The sequence below is a fragment of the Piscinibacterium candidicorallinum genome, from assembly GCF_047549485.1.
GTDB classification, from domain to species: domain Bacteria; phylum Pseudomonadota; class Gammaproteobacteria; order Burkholderiales; family Burkholderiaceae_C; genus Piscinibacterium; species Piscinibacterium candidicorallinum.
The window spans coordinates 1,905,353-1,922,043 of record NZ_CP180191.1 but is presented as its reverse complement, the minus strand read 5'-3'; the positions used below and the strand labels follow the sequence as shown (position 1 = coordinate 1,922,043).

The 16,691-nt window shown below is 62.1% G+C and carries 17 protein-coding genes; 16 read left to right on the top strand and 1 reads right to left on the bottom strand.

The genetic code is table 11. The annotated features are described in order from the left end of the window. Positions 1–118 precede the first annotated feature (118 nt). From rpsB to ACMDW7_RS08595, 16 genes are all read left to right on the top strand, one after another. Positions 119–865 (top strand): 30S ribosomal protein S2, encoded by a 747-nt coding sequence (gene rpsB, locus ACMDW7_RS08670; protein WP_377301462.1) that lies wholly within the window; start codon positions 119–121, stop codon positions 863–865. A 138-nt stretch (positions 866–1,003) separates the two neighbouring features. Continuing rightward, entirely contained in the window at positions 1,004–1,900 is an 897-nt protein-coding gene (tsf, locus tag ACMDW7_RS08665; RefSeq protein WP_377301464.1) for a translation elongation factor Ts, read from the top strand. 88 nt (positions 1,901–1,988) lie between these two features. Beyond that, positions 1,989–2,699, top strand: a complete 711-nt coding sequence (pyrH, locus tag ACMDW7_RS08660) for a UMP kinase (RefSeq protein ID WP_377301466.1) — start codon at positions 1,989–1,991, stop codon at positions 2,697–2,699. Between the two features lie 61 nt (positions 2,700–2,760). Then, entirely contained in the window at positions 2,761–3,321 is a 561-nt protein-coding gene (gene frr, locus ACMDW7_RS08655; protein WP_377301468.1) for a ribosome recycling factor, read from the top strand. A gap of 46 nt (positions 3,322–3,367) precedes the next feature. Beyond that, positions 3,368–4,126 (top strand): polyprenyl diphosphate synthase, encoded by a 759-nt coding sequence (gene uppS, locus ACMDW7_RS08650; protein WP_377301470.1) that lies wholly within the window; start codon positions 3,368–3,370, stop codon positions 4,124–4,126. Between the two features lie 11 nt (positions 4,127–4,137). Then, a complete protein-coding gene (locus ACMDW7_RS08645) occupies positions 4,138–4,965 on the top strand; it encodes a phosphatidate cytidylyltransferase (RefSeq protein WP_377301472.1) in 828 nt (275 codons plus the stop codon). A 16-nt stretch (positions 4,966–4,981) separates the two neighbouring features. After that, positions 4,982–6,154 (top strand): 1-deoxy-D-xylulose-5-phosphate reductoisomerase, encoded by a 1,173-nt coding sequence (locus ACMDW7_RS08640; RefSeq protein WP_377301474.1) that lies wholly within the window; start codon positions 4,982–4,984, stop codon positions 6,152–6,154. Between the two features lie 6 nt (positions 6,155–6,160). Further along, positions 6,161–7,504: an RIP metalloprotease RseP gene (gene rseP, locus ACMDW7_RS08635; RefSeq protein WP_377301476.1), complete on the top strand. Its 1,344-nt coding sequence runs from the start codon at positions 6,161–6,163 to the stop codon at positions 7,502–7,504. 10 nt (positions 7,505–7,514) lie between these two features. Next, positions 7,515–9,818 carry an outer membrane protein assembly factor BamA gene (bamA, locus tag ACMDW7_RS08630; RefSeq protein WP_377301478.1) on the top strand — a complete coding sequence of 768 codons (2,304 nt, stop codon included), beginning with the start codon at positions 7,515–7,517 and terminating at the stop codon, positions 9,816–9,818. Positions 9,819–9,880: 62 nt separating this feature from the next. Further along, on the top strand, positions 9,881–10,390 hold the full coding sequence (locus ACMDW7_RS08625) for an OmpH family outer membrane protein (RefSeq protein ID WP_377301480.1): 510 nt from the start codon (positions 9,881–9,883) through the stop codon (positions 10,388–10,390). A gap of 93 nt (positions 10,391–10,483) precedes the next feature. After that, positions 10,484–11,548 carry a UDP-3-O-(3-hydroxymyristoyl)glucosamine N-acyltransferase gene (gene lpxD, locus ACMDW7_RS08620; RefSeq protein ID WP_377301482.1) on the top strand — a complete coding sequence of 355 codons (1,065 nt, stop codon included), beginning with the start codon at positions 10,484–10,486 and terminating at the stop codon, positions 11,546–11,548. A gap of 38 nt (positions 11,549–11,586) precedes the next feature. Beyond that, positions 11,587–12,042 carry a 3-hydroxyacyl-ACP dehydratase FabZ gene (fabZ, locus tag ACMDW7_RS08615; protein WP_377301484.1) on the top strand — a complete coding sequence of 152 codons (456 nt, stop codon included), beginning with the start codon at positions 11,587–11,589 and terminating at the stop codon, positions 12,040–12,042. A 1-nt stretch (position 12,043) separates the two neighbouring features. Next, positions 12,044–12,832, top strand: coding sequence for an acyl-ACP--UDP-N-acetylglucosamine O-acyltransferase (gene lpxA, locus ACMDW7_RS08610; RefSeq protein WP_377301486.1), 789 nt, complete (start codon positions 12,044–12,046; stop codon positions 12,830–12,832). 12 nt (positions 12,833–12,844) lie between these two features. Further along, complete coding sequence (gene lpxB, locus ACMDW7_RS08605) at positions 12,845–13,999, top strand: lipid-A-disaccharide synthase (RefSeq protein ID WP_377301488.1); 1,155 nt, start codon at positions 12,845–12,847, stop codon at positions 13,997–13,999. Then, positions 13,989–14,648, top strand: a complete 660-nt coding sequence (gene rnhB / locus ACMDW7_RS08600) for a ribonuclease HII (RefSeq protein ID WP_377301490.1) — start codon at positions 13,989–13,991, stop codon at positions 14,646–14,648. Before lpxB ends, rnhB begins: the two co-directional genes overlap by 11 nt. Positions 14,649–14,653: 5 nt before the next feature. Continuing rightward, positions 14,654–15,403 (top strand): TrmH family RNA methyltransferase, encoded by a 750-nt coding sequence (locus ACMDW7_RS08595; RefSeq protein WP_377301492.1) that lies wholly within the window; start codon positions 14,654–14,656, stop codon positions 15,401–15,403. Positions 15,404–15,559: 156 nt separating this feature from the next. Here ACMDW7_RS08595 and ACMDW7_RS08590 read toward each other — a convergent pair whose 3' ends face one another. Then, positions 15,560–16,402, bottom strand: coding sequence for a pyruvate, water dikinase regulatory protein (locus ACMDW7_RS08590; protein ID WP_377301494.1), 843 nt, complete (start codon positions 16,400–16,402; stop codon positions 15,560–15,562). Positions 16,403–16,691: the final 289 nt, after the last annotated feature.

Below are 16,691 nucleotides of genomic sequence, written 5' to 3'. Positions count from 1 at the left end.
ACTGCAGGTCGATAAGCGGCAAATCGCGTGACCCGGGTGCGATGGGTCCAGCGTCAGGTTCAGGCCGCGCTGGGTGTCGCCCGGGCCATCAGACCCAACCCACCGCAAGGAAATTGTCATGTCCGTGACCATGCGTCAAATGCTGGAAGCCGGTGTCCATTTTGGCCACCAAACTCGCTTCTGGAACCCCAAGATGGCTCCCTTTATCTTCGGCCATCGCAACAAGATTCACATCATCAACCTTGAGAAGACGCTCCCGATGTACGAGGAGGCGCTCAAGTTCGTGCGTCGCCTGTCCGCCAATCGCGGCACCATCATGATGGTCGGCACGAAGCGCCAGGCCAAGGAGATCGTCGCCGAGGAAGCGCAGCGCGCCGGCGTGCCCTTCGTTGACAGCCGCTGGCTCGGTGGCACGCTGACCAACTTCAAGACGGTCAAGGGCTCGATCAAGCGTCTTAAGGACATGGAAGCGCTCGCGGCAGACGGTGGCCTGGAGCGTATGAGCAAGAAGGAAGCGCTCCTGTTCGCACGCGAACTCGAGAAGCTGAACAAGTCGATCGGCGGCATCAAGGATATGACCTCGCTGCCGGATGCGCTTTTCGTCATGGACGTTGGCTTCCACAAGATCGCCGTGGCCGAAGCCGTTGCTCTTGGCATCCCGGTGGTGGCGGTGGTTGACACCAACCATTCACCCGAAGGCATCGACTACATCATCCCTGGCAACGACGACTCTTCCAAGGCGATCCGTCTGTACGCTCGAGGTATTGCCGACGCGATTCTGGAAGGGCGCGCGCAGTCCGTGCAATCGGTTGTCGAAGCAGCCGAAGGCGCGAGCGACGAGTTCGTCGAGGTCGAAGAGGCCTGATCGCAGTCCATATCGGGACGCCCCAGGTTGAGCTCTGTAGGCTCAACCGCAAATTCAGAAGGGGGCCTAGCGCCCCTTTCTGCTGCCTGAAGAATCGGCAGCACATTCAGAACAGAACTTGAGATTCAGGAGTACGACATGGCGGCAATTACCGCAGGCATGGTGGCTGAGCTGCGCGCAAAGACCGATGCGCCGATGATGGAGTGCAAAAAGGCACTGACCGAGGCCGAGGGTGATCTCGCGCGTGCCGAAGAGATCCTGCGCGTCCGTCTGGGCAACAAGGCTGGCAAGGCGGCTGCCCGCGTGGCCGCTGAAGGCCTGATTGCGGTGAGCATCTCTGCTGATGGCAAGCTGGGTTCGATCATCGAAGTCAACTGCGAAACCGACTTTGTCGCGAAGAACGACGACTTCGTGGCCCTGACCAACGCGCTTGCCAGCATGGTCAAGGATGTGAACCCTGCGGATGTCGACGCGCTGTCCGCTCTGCCGTATGGCGAAGGCACGGTCGAATCCACACGCGCAGCCTTGGTCGGCAAGATCGGCGAGAACATGAGTATTCGCCGATTTAGGCGGCTTGAAGCTGCGGGCAAGCTCGCCAGCTATATCCACAATGGACGTATTGGTGTGGTGGTGGACTACACCGGCGACGAAGTCGCCGGCAAGGACGTCGCAATGCACATTGCCGCGACCAAGCCGCTGTCGCTCGACGCCTCTGGCGTACCGGCAGAGAAGATTGCTGCCGAACGCAGCGTGGCCGAGCAGAAGGCTGCGGAGTCTGGTAAGCCGGCCGAGATCGTCGCAAAGATGGTTGATGGTGCCGTGCAGAAGTATCTGAAGGAGGTCGCGCTGCTGTCTCAGCCGTTCGTGAAGAACGACAAGGAAACCGTCGAGCAGATGCTCAAGAGCAAGGGCACCAAGATCAACGGATTCACACTGTTCGTTGTAGGTGAAGGCATTGAGAAGAAGACGACCGACTTCGCTGCCGAGGTTGCGGCCCAGGCGGCCGCTGCTCGGGGCGCAGCACCCCAGCAGTAAGGCAAAGGCGGCGTGAGCCGCCTTTTTTTTGGGTGCCTGCGCTCGGAAAGGCATGATTCAAGTTCGTTCACACTGGAGAAACTCGACGATGGCGGCATACAAGCGAGTCCTGCTGAAGCTATCTGGCGAAGCGTTGATGGGCGATGACGCCTACGGCATCAACCGCACCGTGATCGAATCGATGGTGCGTGACATTGCTGAGGTGGTCCGTTCCGGGGTCGAGATGGCCATCGTGATCGGTGGTGGAAACATCTTCCGCGGAGTTGCCGGCGGCGCTGCGGGAATGGATCGGGCAACTGCGGATTACATGGGCATGTTGGCGACGCTGATGAACGGCCTCGCGCTGCAGGATGCGATGAAACACGCGGGCCTTGTCGCGCGCGTTCAAAGCGCACTTCGCGTCGACCAAGTCGCGGAGCCCTATATCCGGCCTAAGGCCCTGCGCTACCTCGAGGAAGGCAAGGTTGTGATTTTTGCGGCCGGCACGGGCAACCCGTTCTTTACTACCGACACGGCGGCCGCGCTTCGCGGCTCGGAGATCGGTGCGGAAATCGTGCTCAAGGCCACCAAAGTCGACGGTATCTACACCGCCGATCCCAAGAAGGATCCGTCGTCAACGATGTACGCCAAGATCAGCTTCGACGAAGCCATCGCACGCAATCTTCAAGTGATGGACGCCACAGCGTTTGCGCTTTGCCGGGATCAGCGTTTGCCCATCAAGGTATTCTCGATCTTCAAGCAGGGCGCGCTGATGCGCGTCGTGCGCGGCGAAGACGAAGGCACACTGGTGCACCTATAGGTCAACCAGCCTTTGCGGGCTTGCGCCCGGAACTTCACTCACGCGACTTTGAGTTCAAATCATGAGCGTTGCAGACATCAAGAAGACCGCCACGGAGCGGATGCAGAAATCAACTGACTCGCTCAAGACGAGTCTTGCCAAGATCCGCACGGGTCGGGCGCACACCGGCTTGCTAGATCACATTCAGGTGGACTATTACGGCTCAATGGTGCCGATTGGCAACGTGGCGAACGTCAATCTGGCCGATGCAAGAACGATCACGGTTCAGCCGTGGGAAAAAAAGATGGTGCAGGTGGTGGAAAAAGCCATCCGCGAATCTGACCTCGGCCTCAATCCTGCAACGCAGGGTGATCTGATTCGGGTCCCGATGCCCGCACTGACAGAAGAGCGCCGCAAAGATCTCACCAAGGTGGTGCGCTCGGAAGGCGAGGACGCAAAGGTCGCGATTCGCAATGTCCGGCGAGACGCCAATGAGCAACTCAAGAAACTCGTCAAGGACAAGCTTGCCTCCGAGGATGATGAGCGTCGTGCCCAAGACGAAGTCCAGAAGCTGACTGACAAGTTCATTGCCGAAGTGGATCGGCAGGTCGCTGAAAAGGAAAAGGAAATCATGACGGTCTGACCCGTCAAGATCACCTTTGGCCTTTCGCAGTTCGCCCGCAGCACAGATGCAGTCCTCGACGCAGACCATTCCATCGAGCAGTGATGTCCCACGTCATGTCGCCATCATCATGGATGGCAACGGACGTTGGGCGCAGCGGCGCATGCTGCCCCGCTTTGCTGGGCACGCTCGCGGTGTAGAGGCTGTGCGCAATGTGGTCAAGCGTTGCGTCGAGAGAGGCGTCAAGTACCTGACGCTATTCGCTTTCAGCAGCGAGAACTGGCGGCGCCCGCCTGAGGAAGTAGGGTTCCTGATGAGGACCTTCATGGCGGCGCTTGAGCACGAGATCGCTCGCATGGAGCGCAACGGTGTGCGCCTCCGAATTGCTGGGGACTTGAGTCGATTTGATCCTGCGCTTCGGGCCAAAATTGAAGACGCTCAGCGCCGCACCGCGGGCAATTCAACGCTTACCTTGACCGTCTGCGCAAACTACGGTGGACGGTGGGAGATCCTTGAAGCAATCCGGCAATTGCTACGTGACCAGCCTGGACTACGAGCTGACGAGATCACCGAAGACCTTGTCACTGCTCGATTGGTGCTCAGGGATCTACCTGAACCCGACCTGTTCATTCGAACCGGCGGCGAGCGCCGGATCAGCAATTTCTTGCTCTGGCAGCTCGCGTATACGGAGCTGTACTTCACCGATCGCTTCTGGCCCGATTTCGATGCGCAAGCGCTGGACGACGCGATTTCTTCCTATGCACAGCGCGAACGCCGATTTGGGCGAACCAGCGAGCAAGTGCGTCACCCCGGATCGATTGGCTGAAGCGCGTCTGCATGCTCGGGCAACGCATCATTACCGCATTGGTCTTGCTCATCGTTCTTGGGCTGAGTCTGGCTGCTGCAGTGCCAATCTGGTTTCAACTGTTGGTTGCGGCATTCATCTCGATTGCGGCCTGGGAGTGGTTTCGCCTTCTTGGTGCGTCAGGCGCTTGGAGTGCCGCAGGTGCGCTGCTGGTCTCCGGGCTCGGCTTTTCCATTTACTGGAGTAGCAGCCCGGCGATTGAGCCGTGGCTATTTGGTGCAGCCTGTGTGGGGTGGTTGATCGCTGCCTTGCCAGCGCTTCGAGATCCCGAATGGCTGAAGCGCGGGCGCGTGCTTCAAGCCGTCATGCCGGTCCTCATGTTGTCAGCCTGCTTGAGTTCCGCATTTGCCATCCTTTCAAAGCTGGGGCCACTCGGTCTGGTTTCCTTGCTCGCGATCGTATGGCTGGCAGACGTGGGTGCATATTTCGCTGGGCGAGCTCTTGGGCGTCGAAAGCTGGCTCCGTCTATCAGCCCGAACAAGACCATCGAGGGGGCTATGGGTGGATTGGCCGCGGTCGCACTGTACGTGCTCGTCGTGAGCGCCATTCCCGCCGGGAAGGGACTCTTTCCCGCGGCGCTCAGTGAAGCATGGGGCTTGGCGGGAGCGCTCTTGGCGCTATTGATCTTGGCGGGCTTGTCCATCACTGGCGATTTGTTCGAGTCATTACTGAAGCGCCGAGCTGGGGTCAAGGACAGCAGCCGCTTGCTACCTGGGCACGGCGGGGTATTCGATCGGATTGATGCACTGGTTCCAGTGCTACCCGTCGCGGGCCTCTTGCTGATTTATGTCATCAAGTGAATTGTTGGGCGCACGGATGAGACAGCGGATCTGCGTACTTGGTGCAACCGGCTCTATAGGCGATAGCACGCTGGACGTGGTCCAGCGCCACCCAGAGCGGTTCGAGGTGATCGCACTGTCGGCATACCGGCAGATGGACAAGTTGTCCAAGCTGATCCAGACACATCGTCCGCGCTACGTCGCAGTCGCAGACGCCGCTCAAGCGGCGGCGATCGAGAAGCAGTTCGGCGCCAGCGGCCCCGCGGTGAGCCATGGGGAACAGGCCCTGTCGGCCCTGGCGAGGCTGCCCGAGGTCGATGTCGTCGTCGCAGCGATTGTTGGTGCAGCGGGCATGCGCTCGACCTGGGCTGCCGCCCGTGCCGGCAAGCGTATCCTCCTGGCAAATAAGGAAGCGCTCGTCAGCGGCGGCCGCTTCATGGTCGATACGGTCAAGGCCGGTGGCGCAATCCTGCTGCCGTTGGATAGCGAACACAACGCTATCTTCCAGTGCCTGCCAGGCGACGGCTCCAAGACGGGGCGCACGCTGTCCGGCGTCCGCAAGCTGTGGCTTACCGCATCTGGGGGGCCGTTCCGTACCTGGCCGGCCGAGCGATTCGCTGCGATCACACCAGAGCAGGCGGTCGCTCACCCAAACTGGGTCATGGGGCGCAAGATCTCCGTAGATTCCGCGACCTTGATGAACAAGGGCCTGGAACTAATCGAAGCTCGCTGGCTCTTTGACTGCATGCCCGAGATGCTCGATGTTGTCGTCCACCCACAATCCGTGATTCATTCGATGGTCGAGTATGCGGATGGGTCGTTCCTCGCCCAACTGGGCTCGCCAGACATGCGCACCCCGATCGCTCATGCGCTGGCAATCCCCGAGCGCATTTCTGCCGGGGTGAAGCCTATGGATCCCTGGACGCTGACAGGATTGACGTTCGAGCGCCCGGATTTGAAGCGGTTTCCCTGCTTGCAGTTGGCTATGCAGGCGCTGGCCAGTGGACATGCGGAGTGCGTCGCACTGAATGCTGCGAACGAAGTTGCAGTAGAAGCGTTTCTTGAGCGCAGATGCTCGTTTCAGGGCATCAGCCAGATCGTAAGTGACGTGCTTGAGCGGGTAAAGGTCCAACCGCTCGACAGCCTAGAGGCGATCGAGGCGTTCGACGCCGAAGCCCGTCGGATCGCCGCATTGCATTTTCCTGCCTGATCCGCAGTGCAGCAGATCGCGTACTTTCTGCTGACCGTCAGCGTGCTAGTTGTGTGGCACGAGCTGGGGCACTACTGGGCTGCCAGACGCTGCGGTGTGCGAGTCCAACGCTTTTCGCTTGGGTTTGGGCCAGTCCTGTTATCTCGCGTCTCGAGAAAGACCGGCGTGGAGTGGGCGGTTTCCGCTGTGCCGCTTGGGGGCTATGTCGCGATGGACGAAGGCCGAAGTTCGGCGGACGACAGGACTGCAGCATCGCCTGGTCACTTTTCTGCCCAGCCCTTGAGCAATCGTGCATTCATCATCGCCGCGGGGCCACTCGCCAACTTGATACTTGCCGCAGTGTTGTACTGGTTGATTGCGGTGGTCGGAAGCACCGCAACCGCGCCGCAGCTTGCGAGATCTACCGAGGGTAGCCTGTTTGCGCGTGCCGGCTTCACTGAGCCCGTTCAGGTGCTCTCCGTCGACGATGAGTCGGTGCTCAGTCTGCGAGACGCGAGCATGCGTTTGTTGAGCCGCGCCACAGCGCGAGATCAGGTGAATGTTCGTGTCCGCCCGTTGGGCGCTACATCAATGGACGGGAAGGTCCTCACCCTTGACTTCTCGGGGCTGAGCAGGGCAGATATCGATGGCAATATTCTCTCGCGCCTCGGTATGGTGCCGTATGCCGGTCCGGCAGTCATTGCCGAGGTGAGCGCAGGAGGAGCGGCGGCAGCTGCCGGCTTGCAGCCCGGTGATCGCGTACTTCAAGCGGGTGAAGTCGCCATCGAATCCGGTGCCGATCTGGCCTCAATCGTCAGGGCGTCGCCCGAGCGGGCACTGAGTCTCACCGTGCTGCGTGCAGGTCAAACGCTGCAGCTTTCCATCGTGCCCAAGCTCTCCGCGGGCTCGGTACGCACCGGCGTGATCGGGGTCCGGTTCACTGGCCCCGAACGCGTCACCGAACGCTTCGAACCGCTTGCCGCAGTTGCTGTGGCCGCAAAGCAGACTTGGGATATGACCGCGATGACCGTTCGAATGTTGTGGCAAATCGCGACGGGCCAGGCGGCACTTTCGAATCTGAGCGGACCGATCACGATCGCCGATGTTGCGACCCAATCCGCGAGCTTCGGGCTCATCTCATTCCTGAGCTTTCTTGCGGTTGTCAGCGTGGGGCTGTTTGTGTTCAACCTGCTGCCTATCCCCCAGTTGGATGGGGGGCATTTGCTATATTTCGCCTACGAAGCGATGACGGGACGAGCCCCCTCGGAGCGCGCGCTGCTGTTGGGGCAGCGTGTCGGGTTGATCGTCCTGGGGCTGGTAATGGCCATCGCGCTATCCAACGATGTCATCAGGCGTCTGCCTGCATCCTGATGCCTTAGGCATGGCATCGCATAGGTTTCAACCCACAATGTCGCGACTTCTCATTGCATTGCTGGCTTCAGCAATGATCGCGCCGGCTTTTGCTGCCGCGCCCTTCGTCATCAAGGACATTCGCGTCGAAGGGATCCAGCGCACTGAACCCGGCACCGTCTTCAGCTACGTGCCATTCAAGGTGGGAGATAGCTTCAGCGACGAACTTGCGTCGGAAACCATCCGCGCGCTCTACGCAACCGGATTCTTCAAGGATGTGCGGGTGGACGTCCAAGGCGACGTCGTGGTCATCTCCATCGAAGAGCGGCCCGCGATCGCGGCCGTGAGTTTCGTCGGCAACAAGGAATTCGACACCGACACGCTCAAGAAGGCCTTGCGCGATGTCGGAATCGCCGAAGCACGAATCTACGACAAGGCAGTCATCGACCGTGCTGAGCAGGAAATCAAGAGCCAGTACCTCACACGCAGCAAGTACGGCGCAAAGGTCGCGACCACGATCACGCCGATCGAGCGGAACCGAGTGAACGTCACGTTCACGATCGACGAAGGTGAAGTCGCCAAAATTCAAGATATCCGGTTCATCGGCAACAAGGCGTTCTCCGATCGCGAACTGCGTGACCAGATCGTGCTTCGCACACCGGGCTGGTTCACCTTCTTTACCAAGGATGACCAGTACTCGCGCCAGAAGCTCTCCGCTGATCTTGAGAGCCTGCGCTCGTTCTATCTGAACCGCGGCTACCTCGAGTTCAACATCGAGTCCTCTCAGGTCTCAATCTCGCCCGACCGTCAGGAAATCTCGATCACGATCAACCTGTTCGAAGGCGAGAAGTACACCGTCTCGGACATCAAGGTGTCGGGCGAGACGCTCGGCCGCACGGAAGAACTGCGGCAACTCATCAAGATCAAGGCGGGCGACACCTTCAACGGTGATCGCATGACAGAGTCAGTCAAGGCCATGACCGATCGCCTCGGCGCGTTCGGTTTTGCCTTTGCGACCATCAACCCTCAGCCAAACATTGATCGGGACAAGCGCAGCGTTGCATTCGATTTCTTTGTTGATCCCGGCAGACGTGCCTATGTGCGCCGCGTCAACGTCGTGGGCAACACCCGCACCCGTGACGAGGTGATCCGTCGAGAGGTCCGGCAATTCGAGAGCGCGTGGTACGACTCCGAGAAGATCCGCTTGTCGCGCGACCGCATCGACCGCCTGGCCTACTTCGACACCGTGAACGTGGATACGTCGCCGGTCCCGGGCACCGCAGACCAGATTGACGTGACCTACACCGTCAAGGAGAAGGCGACCGGGCAGATCGCTGCGGCTGTGGGCTACAACAGCACCGACAAGCTGGTGATCACGGCCTCGATCTCGCAGGCAAACGTCTTCGGCTCCGGCAAGACCCTCGGGGCTGAGATCAATACGTCACGCGCATCCCGCGCGCTTGCCATCAGCACCGTCGATCCGTACTTCACGGTAGATGGTGTATCGCGCTCGATCGACTTCTACACCCGCACCAGCAACACCGCAAACCTGAATCTTGCGCCGGTGCGCGTTGAAGCGCAGGGCGCGAGCATGCGCTTTGGCGTCCCCTTCACGGATCTCGACACGGTTTTCCTCGGTCTGGCGGTGGAGCGCAACCGCATCAGCAATGTCTCTGACATTCGCTATCAAGACTATATCCTGCGCTATGGCGAGGAGACCTACGCCGGAATCGGCACACTGGGCTGGGGCCGAGACAGCCGGAACAGCGGGATTGCCCCGACACGGGGCGGCCTGCGCCGATTCAATGCCGAAGTCTCCGGCGGGGATCTCACCTACTACAAGCTGGACTACCAAGAACAACTGTTCTGGCCGGTGACCCAGACGCTCACATTAGCGTTGAATACACAGGCCACGTATGCCGACGGCCTGGGCAAGCGGCCCTATCCGTTCTTCAAGAACCTGTACGCAGGCGGCATTGGCTCGGTGCGCGGCTTCGAAGGCGGCACGCTGGGGCCCAAGCAGATCCTTTCGGACGGCAGCCTCGGCAACGCGCTTGGCGGCACCAAGCGCCTGATCGGCAACCTTGAATTGCAGATCCCAGTGCCGGGCCAGGGCAAGGAGAAGACCGCTCGCATGTTCGCCTTCGTCGACACGGGCTACCTGTGGGGCGAAAATGAGCGTGTACGCCTGAACGACATGCGCTTTTCGGCTGGGGTGGGCTTGACTTGGCTCTCGCCGGTCGGCCCACTCAAGCTGTCGTATGGTCGGCCCCTCGTCTCCAAGCCGGGCGATCGGGTCGAACGCTTCCAGTTCCAGGTGGGAACTGGCTTCTAAAATGGTCAACGCCAGCGCTTGAACACGCGTTGTCGTTCAAGCTGGCTCTAACGATTGGTTGAATGGATATGCTGAAGAAGGTTCTGGTCACCCTGGCCCTGTTTGTCGCTGCAGCTGCGGGTACTGCTGCGGCGCAGGATGTGCGCATCGGATACGTGAATTTCGATCGAATCCTGCGCGACTCTGCCCCAGCCCAGGCGGCAGGTCAGAAGCTCGAAGCCGAGTTCTCCAAGCGCAAGCGCGACCTCGAGGAACTGGGCGCCCGCCTGAAGGCGCAATTCGACAAGCTCGAGAAGGACAGTGCGGTGCTCTCCGAGGCTGATCGCAATCGGCGCCAGCGTGAACTCTCCGAGCAGGAGCGCGACTTCCAGCGGCGCCGTCGCGAGTATGAAGAAGACCTCAATCAGCGCCGTAATGAAGAGCTGGCCGCTGTCCTGGAGCGTGCAAATCGCGCCATGCGCCAGATCGCCGAGCAGGAGAAGTACGACCTGATTGTTCAGGATGCCGTGTTCAACAGTCCGCGCATCGATATCACGGAGAAGGTGTTGCGCGCCCTCAGTACTGCGCGCTGAGCCAGTCTCAGACCCATCAACGGCCGGAGCACTCCGGCCGTTTTGCTTAATGCGGGGCGAAACGCCCCGGGCGCCAGCCTACTCGGAGTCCCCATGACGCTGACCCAACTTCTTGAGCTGTTCAGTGCGTTCATAGAGTCGGTCGAAGGTTCGGCCGGGCCTGCCGATATCGCGCGCGTGAACGCGCTGGACGTCGCAGCAGAGGATGAGTTCTCGTTTCTCTCCAACCCCAAGTACCGCGCGGATCTGCAGCGGACGAAGGCCGGAGTGGTCGCGATACGCCGCAAGGACTTCGATGCGTTGGATGCGGCCACTCAAGCGGCGCGAGCGTATCTGGTCTGCCGCGACCCCTACCTGCTGTTCGCCCGCGTGGCACAGTCGCTTTACGTGCAGATGCGACCAGCACCCGGCATCGCCGCAAGCGCATCCGTTGATCCTGCGGCCCATGTCGATCCGAGCGCGTGTATCGGAGCCGGCGCGGTCATCGAAGCCGGTGCGCGCATCGGCGCGGATGTCGTGGTCAGTGCCCTGTGCACCATTGGCCGAGACACGGTGCTGGAAGAGGGCGTGTGGCTCTACCCCAGAGTCAGCATCTATCACGGCTGCATCATCGGCGCGCGAACCATCATCCACTCGGGTGCAGTGATTGGCGCAGACGGCTTCGGCTACGCGAACGACGCGGGACGCTGGGTGAAGATCCCTCAGACCGGTGGTGTGCGCATCGGTGCAGATTGCGAGGTCGGCGCCAACACCACCATCGACCGAGGTGCCATCCAGGACACAGTCATCGGCAATGGGGTCAAGCTCGACAACCAGATCCAGATCGCACACAACGTCACCATCGGCGACGACAGTGCGCTTGCCGGCTGTGTCGGCGTAGCCGGGTCCGCAGCGATCGGCAAGCGTGTGCAGATTGCTGGTGCGGCCAATATCCTTGGCCACCTGAGCATCGCGGACGGCACGGTGATCTCCGTGGCCTCGGTGGTGACCAGCTCCATCGACAAGCCCGGGTTCTATTCCGGCACCTGGCCCGTACAGCCGCATGAGGACTGGGAGAAGAGTGCGGTCCTGGTGCGGCGTCTCGATAAAATGCGTGACGAACTACGTAGTCTGCGCCACGAGCTGGCTGCACTCAAGAATCCCCCAGGCGCACAGTAATCGGCGCTTCAGCTCTCACTCACAGGTCTGGCCTTCCCATGAGCATTGCCCTCGACATTCACGGCGTCCTGAAGGCGCTTCCGCACCGATACCCGCTGTTGCTGGTGGACCGCGTGACTGAGCTGGTACTCAACGAAAAGATCGTCGCGCTCAAGAACGTGACGATGAACGAACCGTTCTTCCAAGGACACTTTCCTGGCTATCCGGTCATGCCGGGAGTGATGATCCTGGAGGCGCTGGCGCAGTCTGCCGCCTTGCTGGCCTTTGAGAGCCTGGGCATCAAGCCGGATGACAACGCCGTGGTGCTGTTCGTCGGCATCGATGGCGCACGCTTCAAGAAGCAGGTCACTCCGGGCGACCAACTGCGCATGGTGGTCGTACCCACGCGCAACAAGGGTGGCATCTGGAAGTTCGACGCCAAGGCCTATGTGGACGACCAGATCGCCTGCGAAGCCGAGCTGATGTGCACCTACCGCAAGCGCGAGGGTGCCTGAGATGGCGATCCACAAGCTGGCCTGCATCGAACCCGGTGCGCAGATTGATGAGAACGTGGAGGTCGGTCCGTTCGCCGTGATCGGTCCGAACGTGAAGATCGCAGCCGGCTGCTCGATTGCTGCCCACGCCACAGTCACGGGCCATACCGAGATGGGGCCTGACAACCGTGTGTTTGCCCATGCTGTGATCGGCGGCGAACCCCAAGACAAGAAATACAAGGGTGAACCGACACGTCTCACCATCGGCCGCGGCAACACCTTCCGCGAATGCGTCACCGTGAACACCGGCACCATCCAGGACGGCGGCATCACCACGGTGGGCGACAACAACTGGATCATGGCGTATGTGCACATTGCGCATGACTGCCATGTGGGCAGCAACACCATCATGGCCAATGGCACCCAGCTGGCAGGCCATGTGCATGTGGGCGACTTCGCCATTCTCGGCGGCCTGACCGGCGTGCATCAGTTCGTGAAGATCGGTGCGCATTCCATGACCGGTGCCGGCACAGTGCTGCTCCAGGATTTGCCGCCCTACGTCATGAGCCAGGGCTACCCGGCGTCGCCGCATGGCCTGAACAGCGAAGGCCTGAAGCGCCGTGGTTTCTCTGCGGAATCGATCAGCCTGCTCAAACGGGCCTACCGCCTGCTGTACCGCGATGGCCTGACCTTCGAGGTCGCCAAGACGGAGATCGCCAAGCTCTTCGAAGGCGCCGCAGAAGAACCGGCGAGCCGCCTGCGCGTGTTCTCAGACTTCCTTGACGCCGTGTCGCGCGGCGTCATCCGCTAGCCCCGACTGCGCGTGACGCTGCCCGTGCTGCCGAACCGCTTGGATGTGGCCATGGTGGCCGGCGAGGCCAGCGGAGACCTGATCGCCAGTCTCGCCGTCGCGCAGCTTGCGGCGGCGGGTCGGCGCATTGGTGGCATCGGCGGGCCGCGCATGGCGCAGGCAGGATTTGCCGTGCAGGTGCCCATGGAGCGCCTGTCGGTGCGTGGCTATGTGGAGGTTCTACGTCACTTGCCTGGCCTACTGCGTTTGCGTGCGGATCTGGCGCGGCAGTGGTCCGCCCAGCGCCCCGGCGTCTTCGTCGGCGTGGATGCGCCGGACTTCAATCTCGGCCTGGCCACCAAGCTGCGAACCGCGGGCGTGCGCACCGTGCAGCTGGTGTGCCCCAGCATCTGGGCCTGGCGCCGCGAGCGCGCACCCAAGATCCGTGCCGCGGTGGACGAAGTGCTCTGCGTCTTTCCCTTCGAACCTGAGGTGCTCGCCAAGGAGGGCATTGCCGGGCGCTTCGTTGGCCACCCGCTGGCCGACATGCTGCCCGCCACGCCCAACCGAGCGGCCGCCCGCAACCGGCTCGGCTTGCCGGAGCAGGGCGCACCGATCGTGGCGCTGCTGCCGGGCAGCCGGCGTGACGAGATCAAGCATCTGGCGCCGCGCATGATCGCGGCTGCAGCGGTGATTCAGCAGCGCATCCCGGAAGCACGCTTTGTGTTGCCGGCGGCTTCGGGCGAGCGGCGCGCAGAACTGGCCGTGCACCTTGCCCAGAGCAGGGCCACCATCCAGATGCTGGACGGGCGCGCGCATGATGCGCTGGAGGCCGCAGACAGCGTGCTGGTGGCCAGCGGCACCGCCACGCTGGAAGCAGCGCTATTTCACTGCCCCATGGTCATTGCTTATGCCATGCCCGCGTTGTCTTACTGGATGATGAAGGGCAAGGGCTATCTGCCTTGGATCGGCCTGCCCAACATTCTGTGCAACGAATGGGTCGTGCCCGAGCTGATCCAGGACGCTGCCACACCTCAGGCGCTGGCAGACGCTGCCATCAAGCAGCTAACTGATACCGCCCATGCCGTAGCCATCGCCCAGCGCTTTGCCGGTCTGCATGCGCAGCTGCGGCAGGGCTTCCCGACTCAATGCGCGCAGGCCATCGAAAGGCATCTGAATGCCGCGTAAGCCTGCAGCCGGAGCGGCTCGGCTGGATCTCTTTGCCGCATTGCCGGTGCAGGGAGTGTGCGGCGTGGACGAAGCCGGCCGCGGCCCGCTGGCCGGCAGTGTCTTTACGGGCGCGGTGATCCTCGACCCGAGCCGGCCGATTGAGGGGCTGCGCGACTCCAAGCAGCTCACCGAAGCGCGGCGCGAGGCGCTGGCCGAGCTGATCCGGGAGCGGGCACTGGCCTGGGCCGTGGCGAGTGCGAGCGTGGAGGAAATTGACCGCCTGAACATTCTGCAGGCCACGCTGCTGGCCATGCGCCGCGCAGTGCTGGCCCTCAAGCTTGCGCCCGAACTGGTGCTGGTGGACGGCAACCGCCTGCCCGCGCTGCCCATGGAGGCGCGCGCAATCGTCAAGGGCGACGCGCTGGTGCCGGCCATCTCGGCAGCATCGATCCTGGCCAAGTGCGCCCGCGACGCCGAGGCGCGCGAATTGCACGTCGCCTACCCCGGCTACGGCTTTGATCTGCACAAGGGCTACGGCACCGAGCTGCACATGGCCCGCCTGCAGGAACTGGGCGCCTGCCCGGCGCACCGTGCGAGCTTCGCACCCGTGCGTGAGGCGCTTGAGCGCGCAGGTGTGGTCATGATCGCTGCGCCGTCAGCCTGGTGAGCGCCATGGAACCCATCAGCGCCCGCAGCAACCCGCGCGTCAAGGCCTGGAAGGCTCTTGCAGCCGACAGCGGCAAGCCCGCCGAGGGTGGGCGCATCTGGCTCGATGGCGAGCATCTGGTCAAAGAAGCATTGGCCGCGGGCTGGACGATCGAAACGCTGCTCCTCACACCGCAGGCGCCGTATCTGGCCGCCGGTCAGACCCCCAAGGTGCAGGTGACCGCCGAGGTCATGGCTGCCATCAGCACCCTGGACAGCGCGCCAAGCATGGCCGCCGTGGCCCTGCCGCAGTCCCGCGCGCTCGGCGAGGAGGGTGATGTGGTAGTGCTTGATGCCGTGCAGGACCCGGGCAACGTGGGCACCATCCTGCGCACCGCCTGGGCCATGGGCTGCGCCGGAGTGCTGCTGCTGCCGGGTTGTGCCAATCCGTGGTCTGCCAAGACTCTGCGGGCGGGGCAGGGCGCCCAATGCCACCTGCCTGTGCATCAGCTCAGTGATGCCGACTTGCAGAACGCGCTTTCAGGCCGCCCGCTGTGGGTAACGGCACTCGATGCCGACAAGACCCTGGCGCAGGCAGCCGGGCGTGGTGCACCGCGCTCCGTGGCGTGGGTCTTCGGCCACGAAGGGCAGGGCGTGCGGCCGGCGCTGCAGCGGCGGGCCGCCCGGCGGGTACGGATTCCCATGCCGGGCGAGGCGGAGTCGCTGAACGTCGCTGTAGCGTGCGCGCTGTGTCTGTACGAGCGCATCCGAAGCTGAATAGCTCAATTTCGGACGAATATATGAAATGCCGTTCTCCGCATGTGGAGCGCGGATCTTGGCCACTTTATTGGTTGAAAAAGACTGAATTCGGACAGAAATTGATGCCGATTCGGCCTGAACGCCGTCAGAAGTCCCACAGGGCGCTCTGTCCGGCTAGTAGGCCTTCGTATTCAGCCCGAACTCCGTGATGATCGTCGTGGCGATCTCTTCGATGCTTTTCGTTGTGGTGTTGCAGGAGCGAATGGCTTCCTTGCGCATCAGGCGCTCGGCCTCGGCCACCTCGTAGCGGCAGTTCTCCAGGCTTGCGTACTTGGAGTTGGGCCGCCGCTCGTTGCGGATCTCTGACAGCCGCTCCGGCATGATCGACAGGCCAAAGAGCTTCTCCCGGTAGAGCTTGAGCGCGGTGGGCAGGCTGCCGCGCTCGAAGTCTTCCGGGATCAGCGGGTAGTTGGCGGCCTTGATGCCGTGCTGCATGGCCAGGTAGAGGCTCGTGGGTGTCTTGCCCGAGCGCGACACGCCCACCAGGATCACGTCTGCAATGGCAAGGTCCTTGTGGGTCTGGCCGTCGTCATGTGCCAGGGAGAAGTTGATCGCCTCGATCCGGTTCTTGTAGGCCTCATCGTTCACCACGTGGTGCGTCCGGCCCATGGTGTGCGTGCTCTTGACGCCGAACTCGGTCTCCAGTGGCTCGACGAACTGCTGGAACAGGTCCAGATGCATGGCCGTGGCCTCTTGGATGATCTTGTTGATCTCCTGATTCACGAGCGTGGAGAACACTATCGGCCGGTGCCCGTCGCGCGCCGCAGCGTCATTGATGCGCAGCACGGTCTCGCGCGCCTTGTCCTCGGTATCCACGAAGGGAATGCGTTCCTGGAACAGGCGCAGACCTTCAAACTGCGTCAGCACCGCGTAGGCAAAGTTCTCGGCGGTGATGCCGGTGCCGTCCGAGACGATGAACACGGATCGGTCGCGCTGCGTGTAGGGGCGGTTGGGCATAGGCGAGGTCTAGGTTGTGTTTGGCTGGCGTTGCGGGCGGGCACCGCAGTCTGCCCGTGCGCCCTGAATGCAGGCTGACAGGTATTGGCGGACACAGCATGCCTTGCGCGGCAAAACTGGGGTGCGCAACTACAATGCGGAATCTAGCTCAGCCTGCCTCCGCCTCGGTTTCTCCGAGGCCGATTGGCGTCCCGACTCACCCTATACCCCGCCCAGCATGCTCCGCCCCACCCCAAAAGCTCACGCAAGCGCACTGGCAGCACGCCGTCGCACGGCAGCGCCCTTGCGT